At 68.6% G+C, this 13,839-nt stretch carries 14 protein-coding genes; 5 read left to right on the plus strand and 9 right to left on the minus strand.

What is annotated here, in order from left to right; all coding sequences use genetic code 11:
- Positions 1–60: 60 nt before the first annotated feature.
- The gene (locus ACTQ49_RS01835; RefSeq protein WP_441826140.1) at positions 61–861 is read left to right on the plus strand and encodes a biotin--[acetyl-CoA-carboxylase] ligase; all 801 of its coding nucleotides are present in this window, start codon (positions 61–63) and stop codon (positions 859–861) included.
- Between the two features lie 45 nt (positions 862–906).
- Here ACTQ49_RS01835 and ACTQ49_RS01840 read toward each other — a convergent pair whose 3' ends face one another.
- On the minus strand, positions 907–1,455 hold the full coding sequence (locus ACTQ49_RS01840; protein ID WP_441826141.1) for a PH domain-containing protein: 549 nt from the start codon (positions 1,453–1,455) through the stop codon (positions 907–909).
- Between the two features lie 190 nt (positions 1,456–1,645).
- On the opposite strand from ACTQ49_RS01840, the gene ACTQ49_RS01845 reads away from it, so the two are divergent.
- From ACTQ49_RS01845 to purE, 3 genes are read left to right on the plus strand one after another with little or no spacing between them, the layout of a single operon-like run.
- Positions 1,646–3,199, plus strand: a complete 1,554-nt coding sequence (locus ACTQ49_RS01845; RefSeq protein WP_441826142.1) for a metallophosphoesterase — start codon at positions 1,646–1,648, stop codon at positions 3,197–3,199.
- Positions 3,200–3,217: 18 nt separating this feature from the next.
- Positions 3,218–4,405, plus strand: a complete 1,188-nt coding sequence (locus ACTQ49_RS01850) for a 5-(carboxyamino)imidazole ribonucleotide synthase (protein WP_441826143.1) — start codon at positions 3,218–3,220, stop codon at positions 4,403–4,405.
- Positions 4,398–4,907 (plus strand): 5-(carboxyamino)imidazole ribonucleotide mutase, encoded by a 510-nt coding sequence (purE, locus tag ACTQ49_RS01855; RefSeq protein WP_441826144.1) that lies wholly within the window; start codon positions 4,398–4,400, stop codon positions 4,905–4,907. The genes ACTQ49_RS01850 and purE overlap by 8 nt, the downstream gene beginning before the upstream one ends.
- A gap of 30 nt (positions 4,908–4,937) precedes the next feature.
- Here the strand turns inward: purE and ACTQ49_RS01860 are convergent, their stop codons facing one another.
- The 3 genes from ACTQ49_RS01860 to ACTQ49_RS01870 form a co-directional block, all read right to left on the minus strand.
- Positions 4,938–5,918 (minus strand): hypothetical protein, encoded by a 981-nt coding sequence (locus ACTQ49_RS01860; RefSeq protein WP_441826145.1) that lies wholly within the window; start codon positions 5,916–5,918, stop codon positions 4,938–4,940.
- Between the two features lies 1 nt (position 5,919).
- Positions 5,920–6,927, minus strand: coding sequence for an ABC transporter ATP-binding protein (locus tag ACTQ49_RS01865; protein WP_441826146.1), 1,008 nt, complete (start codon positions 6,925–6,927; stop codon positions 5,920–5,922).
- 117 nt (positions 6,928–7,044) lie between these two features.
- A complete protein-coding gene (locus ACTQ49_RS01870; protein WP_441826147.1) occupies positions 7,045–8,394 on the minus strand; it encodes an LCP family protein in 1,350 nt (449 codons plus the stop codon).
- Positions 8,395–8,517: 123 nt separating this feature from the next.
- Here ACTQ49_RS01870 and ACTQ49_RS01875 point away from each other — a divergent pair, with 123 nt between their 5' ends.
- Positions 8,518–9,555 (plus strand): glycosyltransferase family 2 protein, encoded by a 1,038-nt coding sequence (locus tag ACTQ49_RS01875; protein ID WP_441826279.1) that lies wholly within the window; start codon positions 8,518–8,520, stop codon positions 9,553–9,555.
- A 6-nt stretch (positions 9,556–9,561) separates the two neighbouring features.
- Here the strand turns inward: ACTQ49_RS01875 and ACTQ49_RS01880 are convergent, their stop codons facing one another.
- From ACTQ49_RS01880 to ACTQ49_RS01900, 5 genes are read right to left on the minus strand one after another with little or no spacing between them, the layout of a single operon-like run.
- The gene (locus tag ACTQ49_RS01880; RefSeq protein ID WP_441826148.1) at positions 9,562–10,353 is read right to left on the minus strand and encodes an alpha/beta fold hydrolase; all 792 of its coding nucleotides are present in this window, start codon (positions 10,351–10,353) and stop codon (positions 9,562–9,564) included.
- Between the two features lie 49 nt (positions 10,354–10,402).
- Entirely contained in the window at positions 10,403–10,681 is a 279-nt protein-coding gene (catC, locus tag ACTQ49_RS01885; RefSeq protein ID WP_441826149.1) for a muconolactone Delta-isomerase, read from the minus strand.
- Entirely contained in the window at positions 10,681–11,550 is an 870-nt protein-coding gene (gene catA, locus ACTQ49_RS01890; protein WP_441826150.1) for a catechol 1,2-dioxygenase, read from the minus strand. The genes catC and catA overlap by 1 nt, the downstream gene beginning before the upstream one ends.
- A 26-nt stretch (positions 11,551–11,576) precedes the next feature.
- Entirely contained in the window at positions 11,577–12,683 is a 1,107-nt protein-coding gene (locus ACTQ49_RS01895; protein WP_441826151.1) for a mandelate racemase/muconate lactonizing enzyme family protein, read from the minus strand.
- Complete coding sequence (locus tag ACTQ49_RS01900; RefSeq protein ID WP_441826152.1) at positions 12,680–13,618, minus strand: LysR substrate-binding domain-containing protein; 939 nt, start codon at positions 13,616–13,618, stop codon at positions 12,680–12,682. Before ACTQ49_RS01900 ends, ACTQ49_RS01895 begins: the two co-directional genes overlap by 4 nt.
- Between the last annotated feature and the right edge of the window lie 221 nt (positions 13,619–13,839).

Genomic DNA, 13,839 nt, shown 5'->3' on the forward strand with positions numbered 1-13,839 from the left:
ATGGGCCAGCCCGCAGCGACAAGATGGGCAATTCCATCCCTCGGGACTAGCGTGGACTGCATGCCGGCCACCGAACCTCTCGATCTCGACAGACTGCGTGAACTGCTGGGGCACACGCCCCTGTGGAGCGACATCCGCTGGGTCCCCAGCACGGGCAGCACCAATGCCGACCTCGCCGCCCTGGCGCGCACCAGCGAGCTGTCCGGTGTGGTGTTGGTGAGCGAGGAGCAGACGGCAGGCCGGGGTCGATTCGAGCGGCGCTGGGAGACGCCGGCCGGGGCGGCGCTGGCCTACTCCCTGCTGCTGCGTCCCGAGCGCCCGGCGCTGGACTGGGGCTGGCTCTCGCTGCTGGCGGGCATGTCTGTGGCGACAGGGGTGGAACGAGCCACCGGTGCGGCCCCCGGCCGGGTGGAGCTGAAGTGGCCCAATGACGTCCTGGTGGACGGCCGCAAGCTGTGTGGCATCCTCTCCGAGCGGGTGGAGACGGCTCCGGGCCGCGCGGCCGCCGTGGTGGGCGTCGGGATCAATGTCTCCCTGTCCGCCGATGAGCTGCCCGTGCCCACCGCCACCTCACTGGCCCTGGCCGGGCTGGCCCAGGACAAGGCTGCCGTGCTCGCCGAGATCCTGAGGGAGTTCGCGCGTCTGTTCGAGCTGTGGGAGCGCGACGGGCAGGTGCACGACGAGTACGAGGCACGGTGTGCCTCGGTCGGTGCGCCGCTGCGCGTGATCCTCGATGAGCAGACCACCGTCCTGGGTATCGGCCACAGCGTCGACGAGTGGGGGCGGCTGGTGGTGCGTACCGAGCAGGGCCTGCAGGCCTTCAGCGCGGGCGACGTCTTCCACCTGCGCCTGCAGGGCTGACCGGGCTCGCAGGGCTGACCGGGCTCGCAGGGCTGACCGGGCTCGTCAGTCGCGCCACTCCTGGTCCACACTGCGGTGGACGCCAGGGTTGGGGACCTCGTGGATGAGCTGCGAGATCATCTCGTGCACCCGAGTGACGTCCGGTACGTCGCGCATCCAGACAGGTTCCTCGGCGGCGGTGGTGAGCTTCAGGGTTCCGCAACCCAGCATCCGGTCCAGGACGCCACGTTCGCTCGAGATGTCGTTGACCCGGGTCAACGGCAGGGCGTGACTGGTCCGGGTCAGGATGCCCTGCTGGTGCACCAGACGACGGGTGGTCAGGGTCCACGTGTTGCTCCACCACCTGGCCAGTGGCAGGAAGCACCACCAGACGAGCAGTACCAGGGCCAGCGCGAGACTGGCCCACACCGTCCACGGCCTGCCCTGCTGGGGAAGCAGGGCCACTGCGGCGCCGATGCCAGCCGCGAGCAGCAGGAAGGCCAGGGTCGGCCACACGAGGGCCACCGGGTGCGTGTGCATCCGGCGGATGACCTGCTCGTCGGGACCCGAGGAGGGGAATGGGCCGGACGCGGGGAGTGGATCGGGGCGTGCCATGGGGCAAGGGTAGGTCGGAAAGAGGAGCAGGCCGGGGAGGCGGGCGCGCGGGCGAATTCTTGGAATCAGGTGAATTCTTGGAATCAGGCAAGAACTTCCTCAGGAAGTGGTCAGTGGTCCGCAGATCCGCAGGCTACGATCATCCCGGTCACCCACGGGGGTGTGCCCTCGGGGATGCAAGGAGATCGCCATGTGGCGTACTGGTTCCGCTCATCGCAGGACGGGTGCTGGCGTCAGCGCCCTCGCCCTGGCCGCATCGATCGCCGTCTGGGGCGGCACCACGGCAGCCAACGCGGTCAGCCCGTGCGATGGTCTGGGCAGTGAGCTCTACCAGCAGATCAACAACACCTCCGGCACCAGCCTGGTCACTGCGTGGAAGAGCGAGTTCGAGCTTGCCTCCCAGTACAACTTCAGCCAGGTCGGTGCGATCGGCAAGGTCTCGCAGCGTCCCGCCGAGGGCCTGGTTCCCGTGCACCGGCTGACACTCAAGGGCGACTTCGTGACCGCACCTGCCCCGGACCTGCAGTCCTGGCTGGACCGCGGATATGTGGACAATGGCATCTACTTCCACGCTGCACCGGCCTCGGCCAGCTGTGGTGTGGCGGTCCACCGCGTCGTGCGCAAGGGCATCCACCGTGAGGTGCTGGCCCAGGACGTGGCGGCCCTGGTGGGCCAGGGATGGATCGATGTCGGGGTGAAGTATCGCGCGGCGTCGGTGGATGCGCCCGTCTCCGGTCAGCTGCCCGGCAGCCCGGCCCCGGCGCCCGCCCCCACCCAGGAGGCCGAGCCCACTCGCGCCCCGGAGCCCGTCACGGCCCCTGCTCCCGCGCCGGCCCCTGCACCTGCGCTGGGCGATGCCGACGCCGATGGCCGGTTCGGCTTTGCGGTGATCCCCGACGTGCAGGACGAGACCACCAATGCCGGTGCTCCCCGCACCGTCGCGCGCAACAAGTGGCTCGTCCAGCGCAAGGGTGCCGCTGACCTGGACCTGCGCGCCGTCCTGCAGGTGGGTGACCTGGTGAACTGGGACACCCCCACCCATGACCAGTACGTCAATGCCTCCGGTGCCATGAAGGTGCTTGAGGACAACGGGCTGCCGTGGGTTGGCGCGATCGGCAATCACGACGGCCAGGCCACGGGGGAGGGCGGCTCGGCCCGTCCCGGCGTCGACACCCGCGTCGCGCTGCGTGACACCACCGTGTACAACCGCTACTTCGACGCCAGCCGCTTCCGCCTGCGCACCGCTTCCGCTGACAACACGCAGGACACGTCGGTGCACACCTTCGAGGCCGGCGGTCTGAAGTGGATGGTGGTCTCGCTGGAAGTGTGGCCCCGTCAGGAGAAGCTCGACTGGGCCAAGCAACAGGTGGCCGCCCACCCGGACCACAATGTGATCCTCCTGACCCACAGTTACCTGGACTGGAATGGTTCGGTCGCCAGCGGCAATGACGGCTACGGCGCCCTGCCGGCCACGGCGATCCGTGACCAGCTGGTCTCCCAGTATCCCAATGTGAAGATGGTCTTCAGTGGCCATCTGGGCCTGGGGCAGACCATGGTGCAGGACTTCGGCACCCATCGCGTGGTGGCGATGCTGCAGAACTACGACAACTTCCATGACACGATGACCCGGCTGGTCCAGGTGGACGCCAAGGCCAACACCATCACCCACAGCTACCGCTCCGCCACCACGGACCGGGTCGTGACCGGTGACACCACCATCGACCAGATGGCCTGGGTGCGGTGACGCGATAGGGTTTCGCGCGTGACACGTCCCTACACCATCGGCATCGTCGGAGGCGGACAGCTCGCCCGGATGATGCACCAGGCTTCCATCGGGCTCGGCGTCCGCGTCAGGCTGCTGGCAGAAGGCCCCGACGTCTCCGCCGCCCAGGTGGTGCGAGACGTCACCGTCGGCGACTACACCGACCGCGAACAGCTGCTGGCCTTCGCCAGCGGCTGCGACGTGATCACCTTCGACCACGAGCACGTGCCGGTGCACCTGCTGCGCGCCGTCGAGGAGGCCGGTGTGGCAGTGCGGCCGGGCCCCGACGCGCTGGTGCACGCCCAGGACAAGGCAGTCATGCGCGCTCGCATGGCCGCGCTGGGCATGCCCAATCCCCAGTTCGAGGTGTGCGAGCGAGCCGAGCAGTTGGTGGCCTTCGGCGAGCGGACCGGTTGGCCCGTCATCGCCAAGATCTCCCGCGGTGGGTATGACGGCAAGGGCGTGTGGAAGATCGACGGCCCCGGCCAGGCGGCCGAACCCTTCGAGGTGATCCGGCAGGCCGGCAGCACCGTGGACGGTGGCACCATCAGCCGCGAGGGCGTGGTGATCGTCGCCGAGGAGTTCGTCGCCTTCACCAGGGAACTGTCCTGCGTCGTGGCGCGATCCCCGCAGGGCCAGGCCGTCGCCTACCCCGTGACCGAGACCGTCCAGACCGGCGGGATCTGCACCGAGACCATCAGCCCGGCCCCCGGCCTGTCCGATGACCAGGCCAGCGAGCTGCAACACCTGGCGCTGCGCATCGCCGGGGAACTCGGTGTGGTGGGGCTACTGGCCGTGGAGCTGATGCAGCGCCAGGACGGCTCCGTGGTGGTCAACGAGTTGGCCATGCGCCCGCACAACACCGCCCACTGGACGATCGACGGGGCCGCCACCAGCCAGTTCGAGAACCATCTGCGGGCCGTACTCGACCTGCCTCTGGGCGATCCTGGTCTGAACGCCCAGCACGTCGTGATGACCAATGTGCTCGGCGGCTCCGAGGAGGACCTGACCGGAGCCCTGCAGCACGTCTTCGCCCGGGACCGCCGGATCCGCGTCCACCTCTACGGCAAGGACGTGAAGCCCGGTCGCAAGGTGGGGCACGTGACCGCCACCGGCGCTGACCTGGCCGAGGTCACCAAGCGCGCCCGGCACGCCGCCGGCTACCTGATGGGAGATCCCAATGCCTGAGACCGAGAACCAGCCCCTGGTCGGCATCGTGATGGGCAGCGATTCCGACTGGCCCACCATGGAGGCCGCCACCACGGCACTCGACGAGTTCGGCATCGGCTGGGAGGCCGACGTGGTCAGCGCCCACCGGATGCCGGAGGACATGGTGCGCTACGGCCGCGAGGCCCACACCCGGGGGCTGCGCTGCATCATCGCCGGGGCCGGGGGAGCGGCCCACCTGCCGGGCATGCTGGCCTCGCTGACGCCGCTGCCAGTCATCGGTGTCCCCGTGCCGCTGAAATACCTCGACGGGATGGACTCGCTGCTCAGCATCGTGCAGATGCCGGCTGGTGTTCCCGTCGCCACCGTGAGCATCGGCAATGCCCGAAATGCCGGTCTGCTGGCGGCTCGGATGATCGCCGCTGGTGACGCGGAGCTGACCCGCAGGATGCTGGACTTCCAGGCGAGTCTGCGCGACGTCGCGCTCGCCAAGGGTGAGAAGGTGCGCGAGCACAACCGCTGAGGCCCCGGCGAGGACCCCAGCGGTGTGAACTCACACCACGTCACGTCGTCGGAAGGCGAGCCAGCCGAGCACCATGGTGACCACCGACAGGCCACCCAGCCAGAGGATCGAATCGCTGCGTGTGAGGGTGTACGCGATCTGTCGGCAACTGTCCCGGTTCACCGTGCAGTCCATCAACCAGTAGGTGTGCGTTCCGTCGAACCAGGCCGAGAGGTGCTGGACCAGCCCGATCCGGTGCAGTCCAGCGAAGGAGCCATTGGTGAGGTAGAAGGTGGAGACCAGCGCATAGCCCGCGATGGTGGCCACCACGGCCACGGTGTGCCGGGTGAGGAAGGCCAGCCCCGCGGCCGCCATGGCCGCCAGCGGGACGATCGCCAGCACTCGCAGCATCTGCGCCGCCAGGTGGGCCTCCTGCGCGCCGGTGAGGTCATTGGTCATGCGGGCCAGTCTGGCCACCAGACCGAATCCGGCCAGGTCCAGCGCACAGAAGACCAGCGAGACCAGCAGCGCCCCCAACCCGACGGCCAGCAACTTCGATGCCACGACGGAGGTGCGTCTGGGTTCCACCACCAGCCAGGTACCCATCGCGCGGGTGGTGAACTCCGCTGCGACGAAGCTGGCCGCCACCAGCATGCTCGCCGCCAGCAGTGTGATCGTCGTGAAGTAGTGCATCCCCAGCACCGGTCCAGAGACGGTGCGCGGCGCGAACCGGTAGGACTGCTGCTGCGGGCCCAGATCGGTGCAGCGCATCGGTTCGGAGCCCTGCATGCCCAGAACCTCGTTCTCCCTCTCGCACTGCTCGATGATCCCGGGGCCGTCCACCTTCCACTGTTCGACGGCCCGTTGATAGGCCTGGGCCATGTCCTGGCGCTGCTGTTCGGTGGGCGGTTTGCTGTCCTGGTACAGGGCAAGGCCCACCACGAGATGTCCCAGCAGGAGCAGCGCCAGGGTGACCCGGGTCAGGCGGCGGTGCCATAGGCGGCGCAGCTCCACGGCGACCAGTCGCGTCATCTCAGTTCTCCTCGGGTTTGTGGGACAGGGTGTTCGTGCGGGCCACCACGGGAGTCAGCGGGGGCAGGACGATGCCGCGTTCGGAGGCTGGACGCAGCCCCGATGCGTCGGTGAGCTCCAGGTAGACCGACTCCAGGTCACGTCGGGAGGCCACCAGTTCGCGCAGGAAGAGATCGTGCTGGGCCAGCAGGCGGGTGATCCGGGCAGGATCCGCAGCGCCCTCGACGAGCAGCGCCGGGCCGTCCAGGGTCACCTGCAGCCCGTCGGCGACGAGCAGCTGGGCTGCCCGGGTGGCATCGTCCACCTGGACCCGCATGCGACTGGCGCGGTTTCCCAGGAGTTCCACGACAGGACCGGAGGCCAGTACCCGGCCCCTGCCGATGATGCTGACCGTGTCGGCCACCTGCTCCACCTCGGACAGGATGTGGGAGCTCACCAGCACGGTGCGCCCTTCACGGCCCAACTCCCGGATCGTCTCCCGCACCTCGTGGATGCCGGCAGGGTCCAGCCCATTGGTTGGCTCATCGAAGATCAGCAGCTCGGGGTCCTTGAGCAGGGTGGCGGCAACGGCCAGGCGCTGCTGCATGCCCAGGCTGTAGGTGCGATAGGGGTCGTCGGCGCGCTCCTGCAGCCCCACCTGGTCCAGGACCTTGTGCACCCGACGCGGATCGGTTCCGGTGGCGCCTGCTGCCAGCTCCAGACTGAGCCGGCCGGAGAAGTTCGGGAAGAAGCGTGGACGTTCCACGACGGCCCCGATCCGGCTGATCACCGCCGGCAGGTCCTGGGGGATGGGGTGGTCGAGCACCCGGATGCTTCCCTCGTCGGGACGAGCGAGCCCCAGCAGCATGCGGATCGTGGTGGTCTTGCCGGAGCCATTCGGCCCCAGGAATCCGTGCACCCCGCCGCGGGGGACCTCCAGGTCCAGACCCTCGACCGCGACGCGTCGGCCCCTGGGGCTGCGATAGCTCTTGCGCAGCCCCTTCGTCTGGATGGCAAGCATCTCGGCCATCGTCATCCTCCCGTCTGTCTCGGGCCCGGTGGGGCCCGTGACGCAACGCTAGGAGTGACCCGGTGGCTCTGTCAGCCGTCTGGCGCACGGCCACGACCGTGGTCGTAGCAGGTGTGGTCAGCGGAGGTACTTCTCCATGCCATCGGTATCGCCGGAGGCCAGCTGGCCGAACATCTCGCCTGCCAGCTGCTCGTCCCAGATCACGGAGGAGCCGGCGGCAGTGTTGGCATGGTCGCTGCTGAGCGGGACGGTCAGGGTCAGACCCTTTCCGCTGGCGATCCGGCGGAAGGAATTGGCGGCGATGGCCATGTCAGCGGGGCCCGTGGACTGGCCGCGCAGCACCGACTCGCCCACGGCCATGTTGAGCTTCCAGTACCGCACCGGGTTGACGAAGGTCCAGGGGCTGACGGCCTCCTTGACGATGGCTGACATCATCTCGCGCTGGCGTTCCACGCGGCCCAGGTCTCCCCGGGGATCGGCCTTGCGCATCCGGACATAGCCGAGCGCCTGCGTACCGCTGAGGTTCTGGCATCCCGCGGGCAGGTCGGTGTGGGAGTCACGATCCTGCATGGGCTCGTCGAGGCACATCTCGACGCCGCCCACTGCGTCGACGACATTGGCGAAGCCGTCGAAACCGACCTCCAGGTAGCTGTCCACCCGCAGGCCGGTGTCCTGTTCGACGGCTGCGACCAGCAGGTCGGGGCCGCCCAGGGCGTAGGCGGCATTGAGCTTGTCACGGCCGTGGCCGGGGATGTCCACATACGAGTCCCGCGGCAGGCTCACGAGCACCGGCTGGCCGATCGTGGGCGTGTACAGCAGCATCATGGTGTCGGTGCGCTTGCCCACCTCGGTGCCCGTGCCCAATTCGGCCTGCTGCTCGGCGGAGAGGTTCTCCCGGGCATCCGAACCGACGAGCAGGGTGGTGGTGCCCGGCTGGTTGCCGGGGCGACTGCCCTCGGGGCGTTCGTCGACCTTGCCGGCGGTGGTCAGGGCGACGATCGGCACCGCGATCAACCACACGATCCAGGCCAACAGTGCCAGCACGATCCATCGCAGCACGCCACCGCGACGCCGCGGGCGTGGGGCGCGGGTACGGACGCTTGATCTGGGGGTCGGCTGGGGGCTGGGCGCTGGCTGGGGACGCGGCGCGGGCTGGGGACGCGGCGCGGGGGCAGCGGCGGCTGGCGCCGGCCGACGTCGCGGCGTCTGGTCGGCCAGACTGCGCGATCGGGGCTCGGCGGGCGCGGCCGGGAACTCATCCTCCGAGTGGATCACCCGCCGCGGGGCCTCCTCTTCCTCGGCCTCCTGGGCTGCCTGCGCTCCCGCGCTGGCGGCCTGGATGCGGCGACGCTCCAATTCTTCCAGTTCAGCGGAGTCCATCACGCACGTCTGGTCGGCGCTGGGGCGCTCGGCTCCGTAGAGCCAGTCCAGATCAGCCTGTCGCCGGGCCTCGTCACGTGAATCCATGGCGTCCACGGTACCCACCCACATGGATGGATCGCACTCTCCGGGCGACGGCGAGTTGGTCGTGAGTGGTGCAGGCGGGCTGGAAGAATGGCCCCCATGACTGCTCCCGACGCACCCGACGACATGACGGCCGCGCCCGCGGCGCGTTCGACGCGCGAGCCGGTCAGCGTGGTCATGCCGGTGCTGAACGAGGAGAAGCACCTGGCCAGCTCGGTCGCCGGCGTCCTGGCACAGGACCATCCGATGGAGATCATCCTGGCCGTCGGGCCCAGCAGCGACCGTACCGAGGAGATCGCGCGAGAACTCGCCGCCGCCGACGATCGAATCTGCGTGGTGCCCAATCCCACCGGCACCACGCCCGATGCCTTGAATCTGGGCATCGCCGCCAGCCACCACGACGTCATCGTCCGGGTGGATGCACACGGCGAACTGGCTCCCGGCTACATCCACCGGGCCGTGGAACTGCTGCAGAGCACGGGGGCTGCGAATGTGGGTGGCCACATGGCGGCCCGTGGCACGACGCCCTTCGAGAAGGCCGTCGCGGTGGCCTACACCTCACCCATCGGTCTGGGCGGGGGAAGTTTCCACCTGGAGAACTCCCCGGAGGGCCCAGCCGAGACGGTCTTCCTGGGGGTCTTTCGACGTGAGGCGCTCTTGGCCGTGGGTGGCTATGACCCGTCGCTGCTGCGCGCGCAGGACTGGGACCTGAACTACCGGCTGCGCAAGAGCGGCCGGACCGTGTGGTTCTCGCCGGAGCTGGAGGTGACCTACCGCCCGCGGTCCAGCACACGGGCGCTGGCCAAGCAGTTCTTCCGCACGGGCCAGTGGCGACGCGAGGTGATGCGTCGCAATCCCGACACGATCAGCCCCCGCTACCTCGCACCGCCGCTGGCCGTGCTGGCGATCGGATCGGGAACCGTGGCTGGCCTTGCGGGGCTCCTTCTGGGCCGACGCAGCCTCCAGGTCGGGCTGCTGGCGCCGCTCGGCTATCTGGGGGCCGTCAGCGGCGCGTCGGCCGTGATGCGACGCCCGATGGAGGCGCAGGTGCGCGTGCGTCTGCCGCTGGTGCTGACCGTCATGCACATGGCCTGGGGAGCCGGCGCGCTCGTCGGTCTGCCGGCAGAGCTGCGCGGCACGGAAGCGCCCGACGAGCGGCGCTGAACCGGCTCAGATCCCGGTGCAGAAGTCCTGTAGCAGGGCTCCGACCCGGGCGGGATCCTCCAGCGGAGCCAGGTGACCCACTCCGTCGAGGACCTCGAGACGCCCGTTCTCGACGCCGCTGCTGATCTGCTGCATCGCCTCCGGCGGGCTCACCGGATCGTCCGCGCCACAGATGCACAGCACCGGCTGGCTGATCGCTGCCAACTCAGGGCGAACGTCGTACTGCGCCAGTGCCTCGCAGAGGCGGGCATAGCTGGCCACCTCGACGTCGGCGATCTCGGCCGCAACGCGGCGGCTGGCCTGGGTGGGCTCGGCGGTGATGTGGGCGCCGAACCACCGGCCGGGGGAGGACTCGGCGATCGGCCGCATACCCTTCTCGCGCACCATGGCGGCACGCTCGAGCCAGTTCTGGGGATCGCCGAAGACGGGGCTGCTGCAGGCGACGATGCCAGCGCGAACCCGCTGCGGGTGGTCGAGCAGCAGGCGCAGGGTCACCGCGCCACCGATCGAGTCACCCGCGTGGATGAAGGGGGCGGTGGCGTCCAGGCCGGACTCGGCATCCAGCGTGTCGAGCACCGCGGTGGCCAGCTCGGCCACGGTGAGACTGTCGTGGTGGGCAGGGCTCTTGCCGTGGCCCGGCAGGTCCCAGCCAACCACGTGGAATCCTTCGAGGGCAGGAACAGCCTCACCCCACAATCGTCCAACCGCGGTGGCCAGGGAGGGACCGACGACCACGAGCGGGTCACCGGCCTGTCCGGCCAGGGTGGACAGGACGAGAGTGGGGCGAGGGCTGTTCATGCTGTCTTCCTTGTCTTTCGTTCTACCTGGTCCTGCGTGCCGTCAGGACCTACTTGATGTCCGACGGGTGCTTGGCGAGCGGGGTGACCTCGATGTCCATGTACTTGAACAGCGGGAGACCCCACAGCACCTCGTGCAGCTGGTCGTGCGACTCGACATTGAAGATCGAGTAGTTCGAGTACTGGCCGGGAATGCGCCAGATCTCGGGCCACACGCCGTCACGCTGGAGCTGCTGGGAGTACGCCTTCTCCTTCGCGATGGTCTCGTCCCGCAGCTGCGGATCGAGGTCGAGAGGGATGTTGACGTCCATCTTGACCAGGTAGAGCATCAGGCCTTCTTCTCCGGGTCGAGGACGAAGCCGTACTCAACGGTCCACTGGCCATTGCCCTGGTCCTGGGGGTCCAGGATGAGCTCGGGCTTGACGGCGCTGGCGATGTCATCGTCATTGTGCTCGTCGCCGGGGAAGTAGAGCTGCGCGGTGAGCAGCTCGTGGCCCGGGGCGGAGACCTTGACGTGCAGGTGGGCGGGACGCCATGCGTGCCAGCCAGCGGCGGCGATCAGCTTGCCGCAAGCACCGTCGGTGGGGATCATGTACGGAGCCGGCTTGATCGTGTGGATCTCGAAGGAGCCGTCCTCCTTGACCGGGAAGGTGCCACGCAGGTTCCACTCGGGCTGGCCGGGGGCGAACTGCGAGTAGAAGCCGAGCGAATCGGCGTGCCACAGCTCCACCTTGGCGTCGGTCAGCGGGCTGCCGTCGGTGCTGGTGACCTTGCCGGTCCAGGTCATGCGGTCGCCGGGCTCGTCGTCGCGCATCGGGATCTTGCCGTCGGCGCAGACCGGTGCGTTCGGAACGTAGTAGGGGCCCTCGATGGAGCCCTTGTTGCCCTCGCGGTGCTCGGTGGCAACGTCCTCGACGGCGTGCTCGACCCAGACGTCCAGGAAGAGCGGCCACTCGCCATCAGCGCCCACCTGGATGAGCCATGCCTTCAGGGCGTTGTACTCGGCGTAGGTGACCTTCTCCTCGCGGACGGTGTTGTTGATCTCGTTGATGATGCGCGAGGCGAGCTTGTCGACGCGCTCCTTCGGGACGTCCTTGACGGCCTCGTAGGCGGCCTTGTCGTGCTGGAAGTTCTCGGTGGCCTTGGTGCCAGCACCAACAGCGGTGCCCTTCGACTCTTCCTCGAGGTACTGCGACATTGCGGTGTCCTTTCGTGTGGGCGGTACTACTTGTCGGTTCGGTAGTGGTTCAGCTTGTCGGTGTCGATCTCGACACCGAGCCCGGGGCCCTTCCGGATGGGAAGTTCGCCCCCCTGGATCTGCAACGGCTCCGTGAGGAGGTCGTCGCTCATGTCCAGGAAATTCGAGAGCTCACCGGCATGGCGGCTGGTGAGGCGGTGTGCGGCACCGAAGGTGACCGTCGCGATGCTGCCGAGCTGGGTGTCGATCTGGTTTCCCATCACGACCTCGACGCCGAGACCCTCGGCGAGGTGCAGGCAGCGCTGCGAACTGGTGAATCCGGTGCGCGCGGTCTTGATCGAGATCGCCGTGGCCGAGCCGCCCAGCAGCTCGCGGGTGATCTCGGCCGGGGTGGTGGCCGATTCGTCGGCGATGTAGGGAGCATCCACCTGACCCACCAGCCAGCGGCGACCCAGGACGTCGTCGGCCGGGTTGAGCTCTTCGGCGAAGGCCAGGTCCAGGTCCTGCATCATGCGCCAGGCGCGGGCGGACTCGGCGGCGCTCCAACCGCGGTTGCCGTCGACATAGAGGGTGATCTCGCTGCCGAAGTGCTCGCGCAGGGCGCGCACCACGTCGACGTCGAGCTCCACCGGGTGGCGGCCGACCTTCACCTTGAAGGTGCTGATGCCGTACAGGTCGCGCATCTTCTGCGCCTCCGCCACCATGGCGGCGGGCTCGTCGAAGCCGAGCATGTGGCTCACGCGCATCGAGTCGGCATAGCCGCCGAGCAGGTCACTGACGTTGGTCTGGAGTGTGTGGCCGATGGCATCCCAGATGGCGATGTCGATCGAGGACTTGGCGGCGGGATTGCCCACCGTGCGCTCCATGCGGGCCGCGTGCAGCTCGCGGGCGAACAGCGAGGTGCCGATCAGCGCGGGCGCGAAGATCTTCTCGATGACGGCGATGATGCCGTCCTGGGTCTCGCCGTAGGTGAAGGGCCGCGGCACGGCGTCGCCGATGCCGACCACGCCGTCGCTGGTGGTGACGCGCACCAGCACGTGGGTGGCGGCATGCACCTCACCGCTGGCGAACTTGAGGGGCTTGAGGTAGTCGATGGCGTACGGGATCGCCTCGATCGACGTGATCGTGGTCATGCGGTCTCCTGGATCTCGAGCCTGCGCACTGGAGCAAGCGGGGCGGTGTCCCGGGCGGCGAAGCCGTGCGCCTCGAGCGCGTCGAGGGCTCGGGCCAGGACGGGGGTGTGGTCGTCGACGCGGACGGCCAGCGACAGGTCGACGGTGGTGGCGTCCTCCACGGAGCGCATCACGACGCCCTGGGGACAGCCGGCCCGGGCCGAGGCGGGCAGCAGGGCGATGCCGAGGTCCGCTGCGACGAGGGCGAGCAGGGCGGCGGTGCCGGGTGCACGGTGGATGATGCGCGGGGCGAAGTCGGCACGGCGGCAGCTGGCCGCCATGGCCTCGTTCACACTGGACAGTTCCGCCGTGTAGGTGATGAACGGCTCGGTGGCCAGGTCCCTCATTTCGACGACCGGTTCGGGCACCAGGCGGTGTCCGGCCGGCAGTGCCAGCACCATCGGTTCGCGCAGCAGCGAACGGACCAGCAGTCGGTCCTCGTCGACGGGGCCGCGCAGGATGGCCAGGTCGATCCGGTCGTCCAACAGGGCGGTGACCTGCACGGGGGTCAGCATGTCGGCGTGGATGTCCAGGCCGACATCGGGCAGGGCCTCGCGCATGATGCGGGCCAGCACGGGCAGCTGGCTGTGGGCGCTGGTGCCGGTGAAGGCGACGCGCAGGATGCCGGTGGTGCCGCTGGCGACATTGCGGACGCGCTCGACGCTCTGGTCAAGTTCGGCCAGCAGGCGTCGCACGTCCGAGTGGAAGTACTCTCCGGCGGTGGTCAGCTCGACGCGACGAGTGGTACGTGTGAACAGTTCGACACCCAGCTCCTTCTCCAGGCGTCGCACGGCCTGCGAAAGGGCCGGCTGGGCCATGTGGAGGCGTTCCGCGGCTCGGCCGAAGTGGCAGGTCTGGGCCACCACGTCGAAGTAGCGAAGTTGCTTGAGTTCCACGGTTCACCTCCCTCGTTGGAGCTGTCATGACCAGATCCGGATCGTCCCGGCGTGGGTCAGTGGCTGATGAGACAACGCTAAGCTGCGGAACCCATAAACACAATGACGAAAGTGTGCTTGATTGATACGCGACGCTTATGAATCGACTCTGGGGTGGTCCTAGGCATTTGCCGGTGTGCTCGGGCATTCCTTGCATGGTGGAGTTGCGAACCAACGACCCC

The sequence above is a fragment of the Luteococcus sp. Sow4_B9 genome, from assembly GCF_052116585.1.
Lineage (GTDB): Bacteria > Actinomycetota > Actinomycetes > Propionibacteriales > Propionibacteriaceae > Luteococcus.

What these genes read in the sequence shown, in the direction of transcription:
- catC (WP_441826149.1), bottom strand. Translation starts at nt 10,681, where the DNA reads ATGCTCTACCTGGTCAAGATGGACGTCAACATCCCTCTCGACCTCGAT.
- ACTQ49_RS01865 (WP_441826146.1), bottom strand. Translation starts at nt 6,927, where the DNA reads ATGGCCGAGATGCTTGCCATCCAGACGAAGGGGCTGCGCAAGAGCTAT.
- ACTQ49_RS01875 (WP_441826279.1), top strand. Translation starts at nt 8,518, where the DNA reads ATGACGGCCGCGCCCGCGGCGCGTTCGACGCGCGAGCCGGTCAGCGTG.
- ACTQ49_RS01895 (WP_441826151.1), bottom strand. Translation starts at nt 12,683, where the DNA reads ATGACCACGATCACGTCGATCGAGGCGATCCCGTACGCCATCGACTAC.
- ACTQ49_RS01870 (WP_441826147.1), bottom strand. Translation starts at nt 8,394, where the DNA reads ATGGATTCACGTGACGAGGCCCGGCGACAGGCTGATCTGGACTGGCTC.
- ACTQ49_RS01835 (WP_441826140.1), top strand. Translation starts at nt 61, where the DNA reads ATGCCGGCCACCGAACCTCTCGATCTCGACAGACTGCGTGAACTGCTG.
- catA (WP_441826150.1), bottom strand. Translation starts at nt 11,550, where the DNA reads ATGTCGCAGTACCTCGAGGAAGAGTCGAAGGGCACCGCTGTTGGTGCT.
- ACTQ49_RS01840 (WP_441826141.1), bottom strand. Translation starts at nt 1,455, where the DNA reads ATGGCACGCCCCGATCCACTCCCCGCGTCCGGCCCATTCCCCTCCTCG.
- ACTQ49_RS01845 (WP_441826142.1), top strand. Translation starts at nt 1,646, where the DNA reads ATGTGGCGTACTGGTTCCGCTCATCGCAGGACGGGTGCTGGCGTCAGC.
- purE (WP_441826144.1), top strand. Translation starts at nt 4,398, where the DNA reads ATGCCTGAGACCGAGAACCAGCCCCTGGTCGGCATCGTGATGGGCAGC.
- ACTQ49_RS01860 (WP_441826145.1), bottom strand. Translation starts at nt 5,918, where the DNA reads ATGACGCGACTGGTCGCCGTGGAGCTGCGCCGCCTATGGCACCGCCGC.
- ACTQ49_RS01880 (WP_441826148.1), bottom strand. Translation starts at nt 10,353, where the DNA reads ATGAACAGCCCTCGCCCCACTCTCGTCCTGTCCACCCTGGCCGGACAG.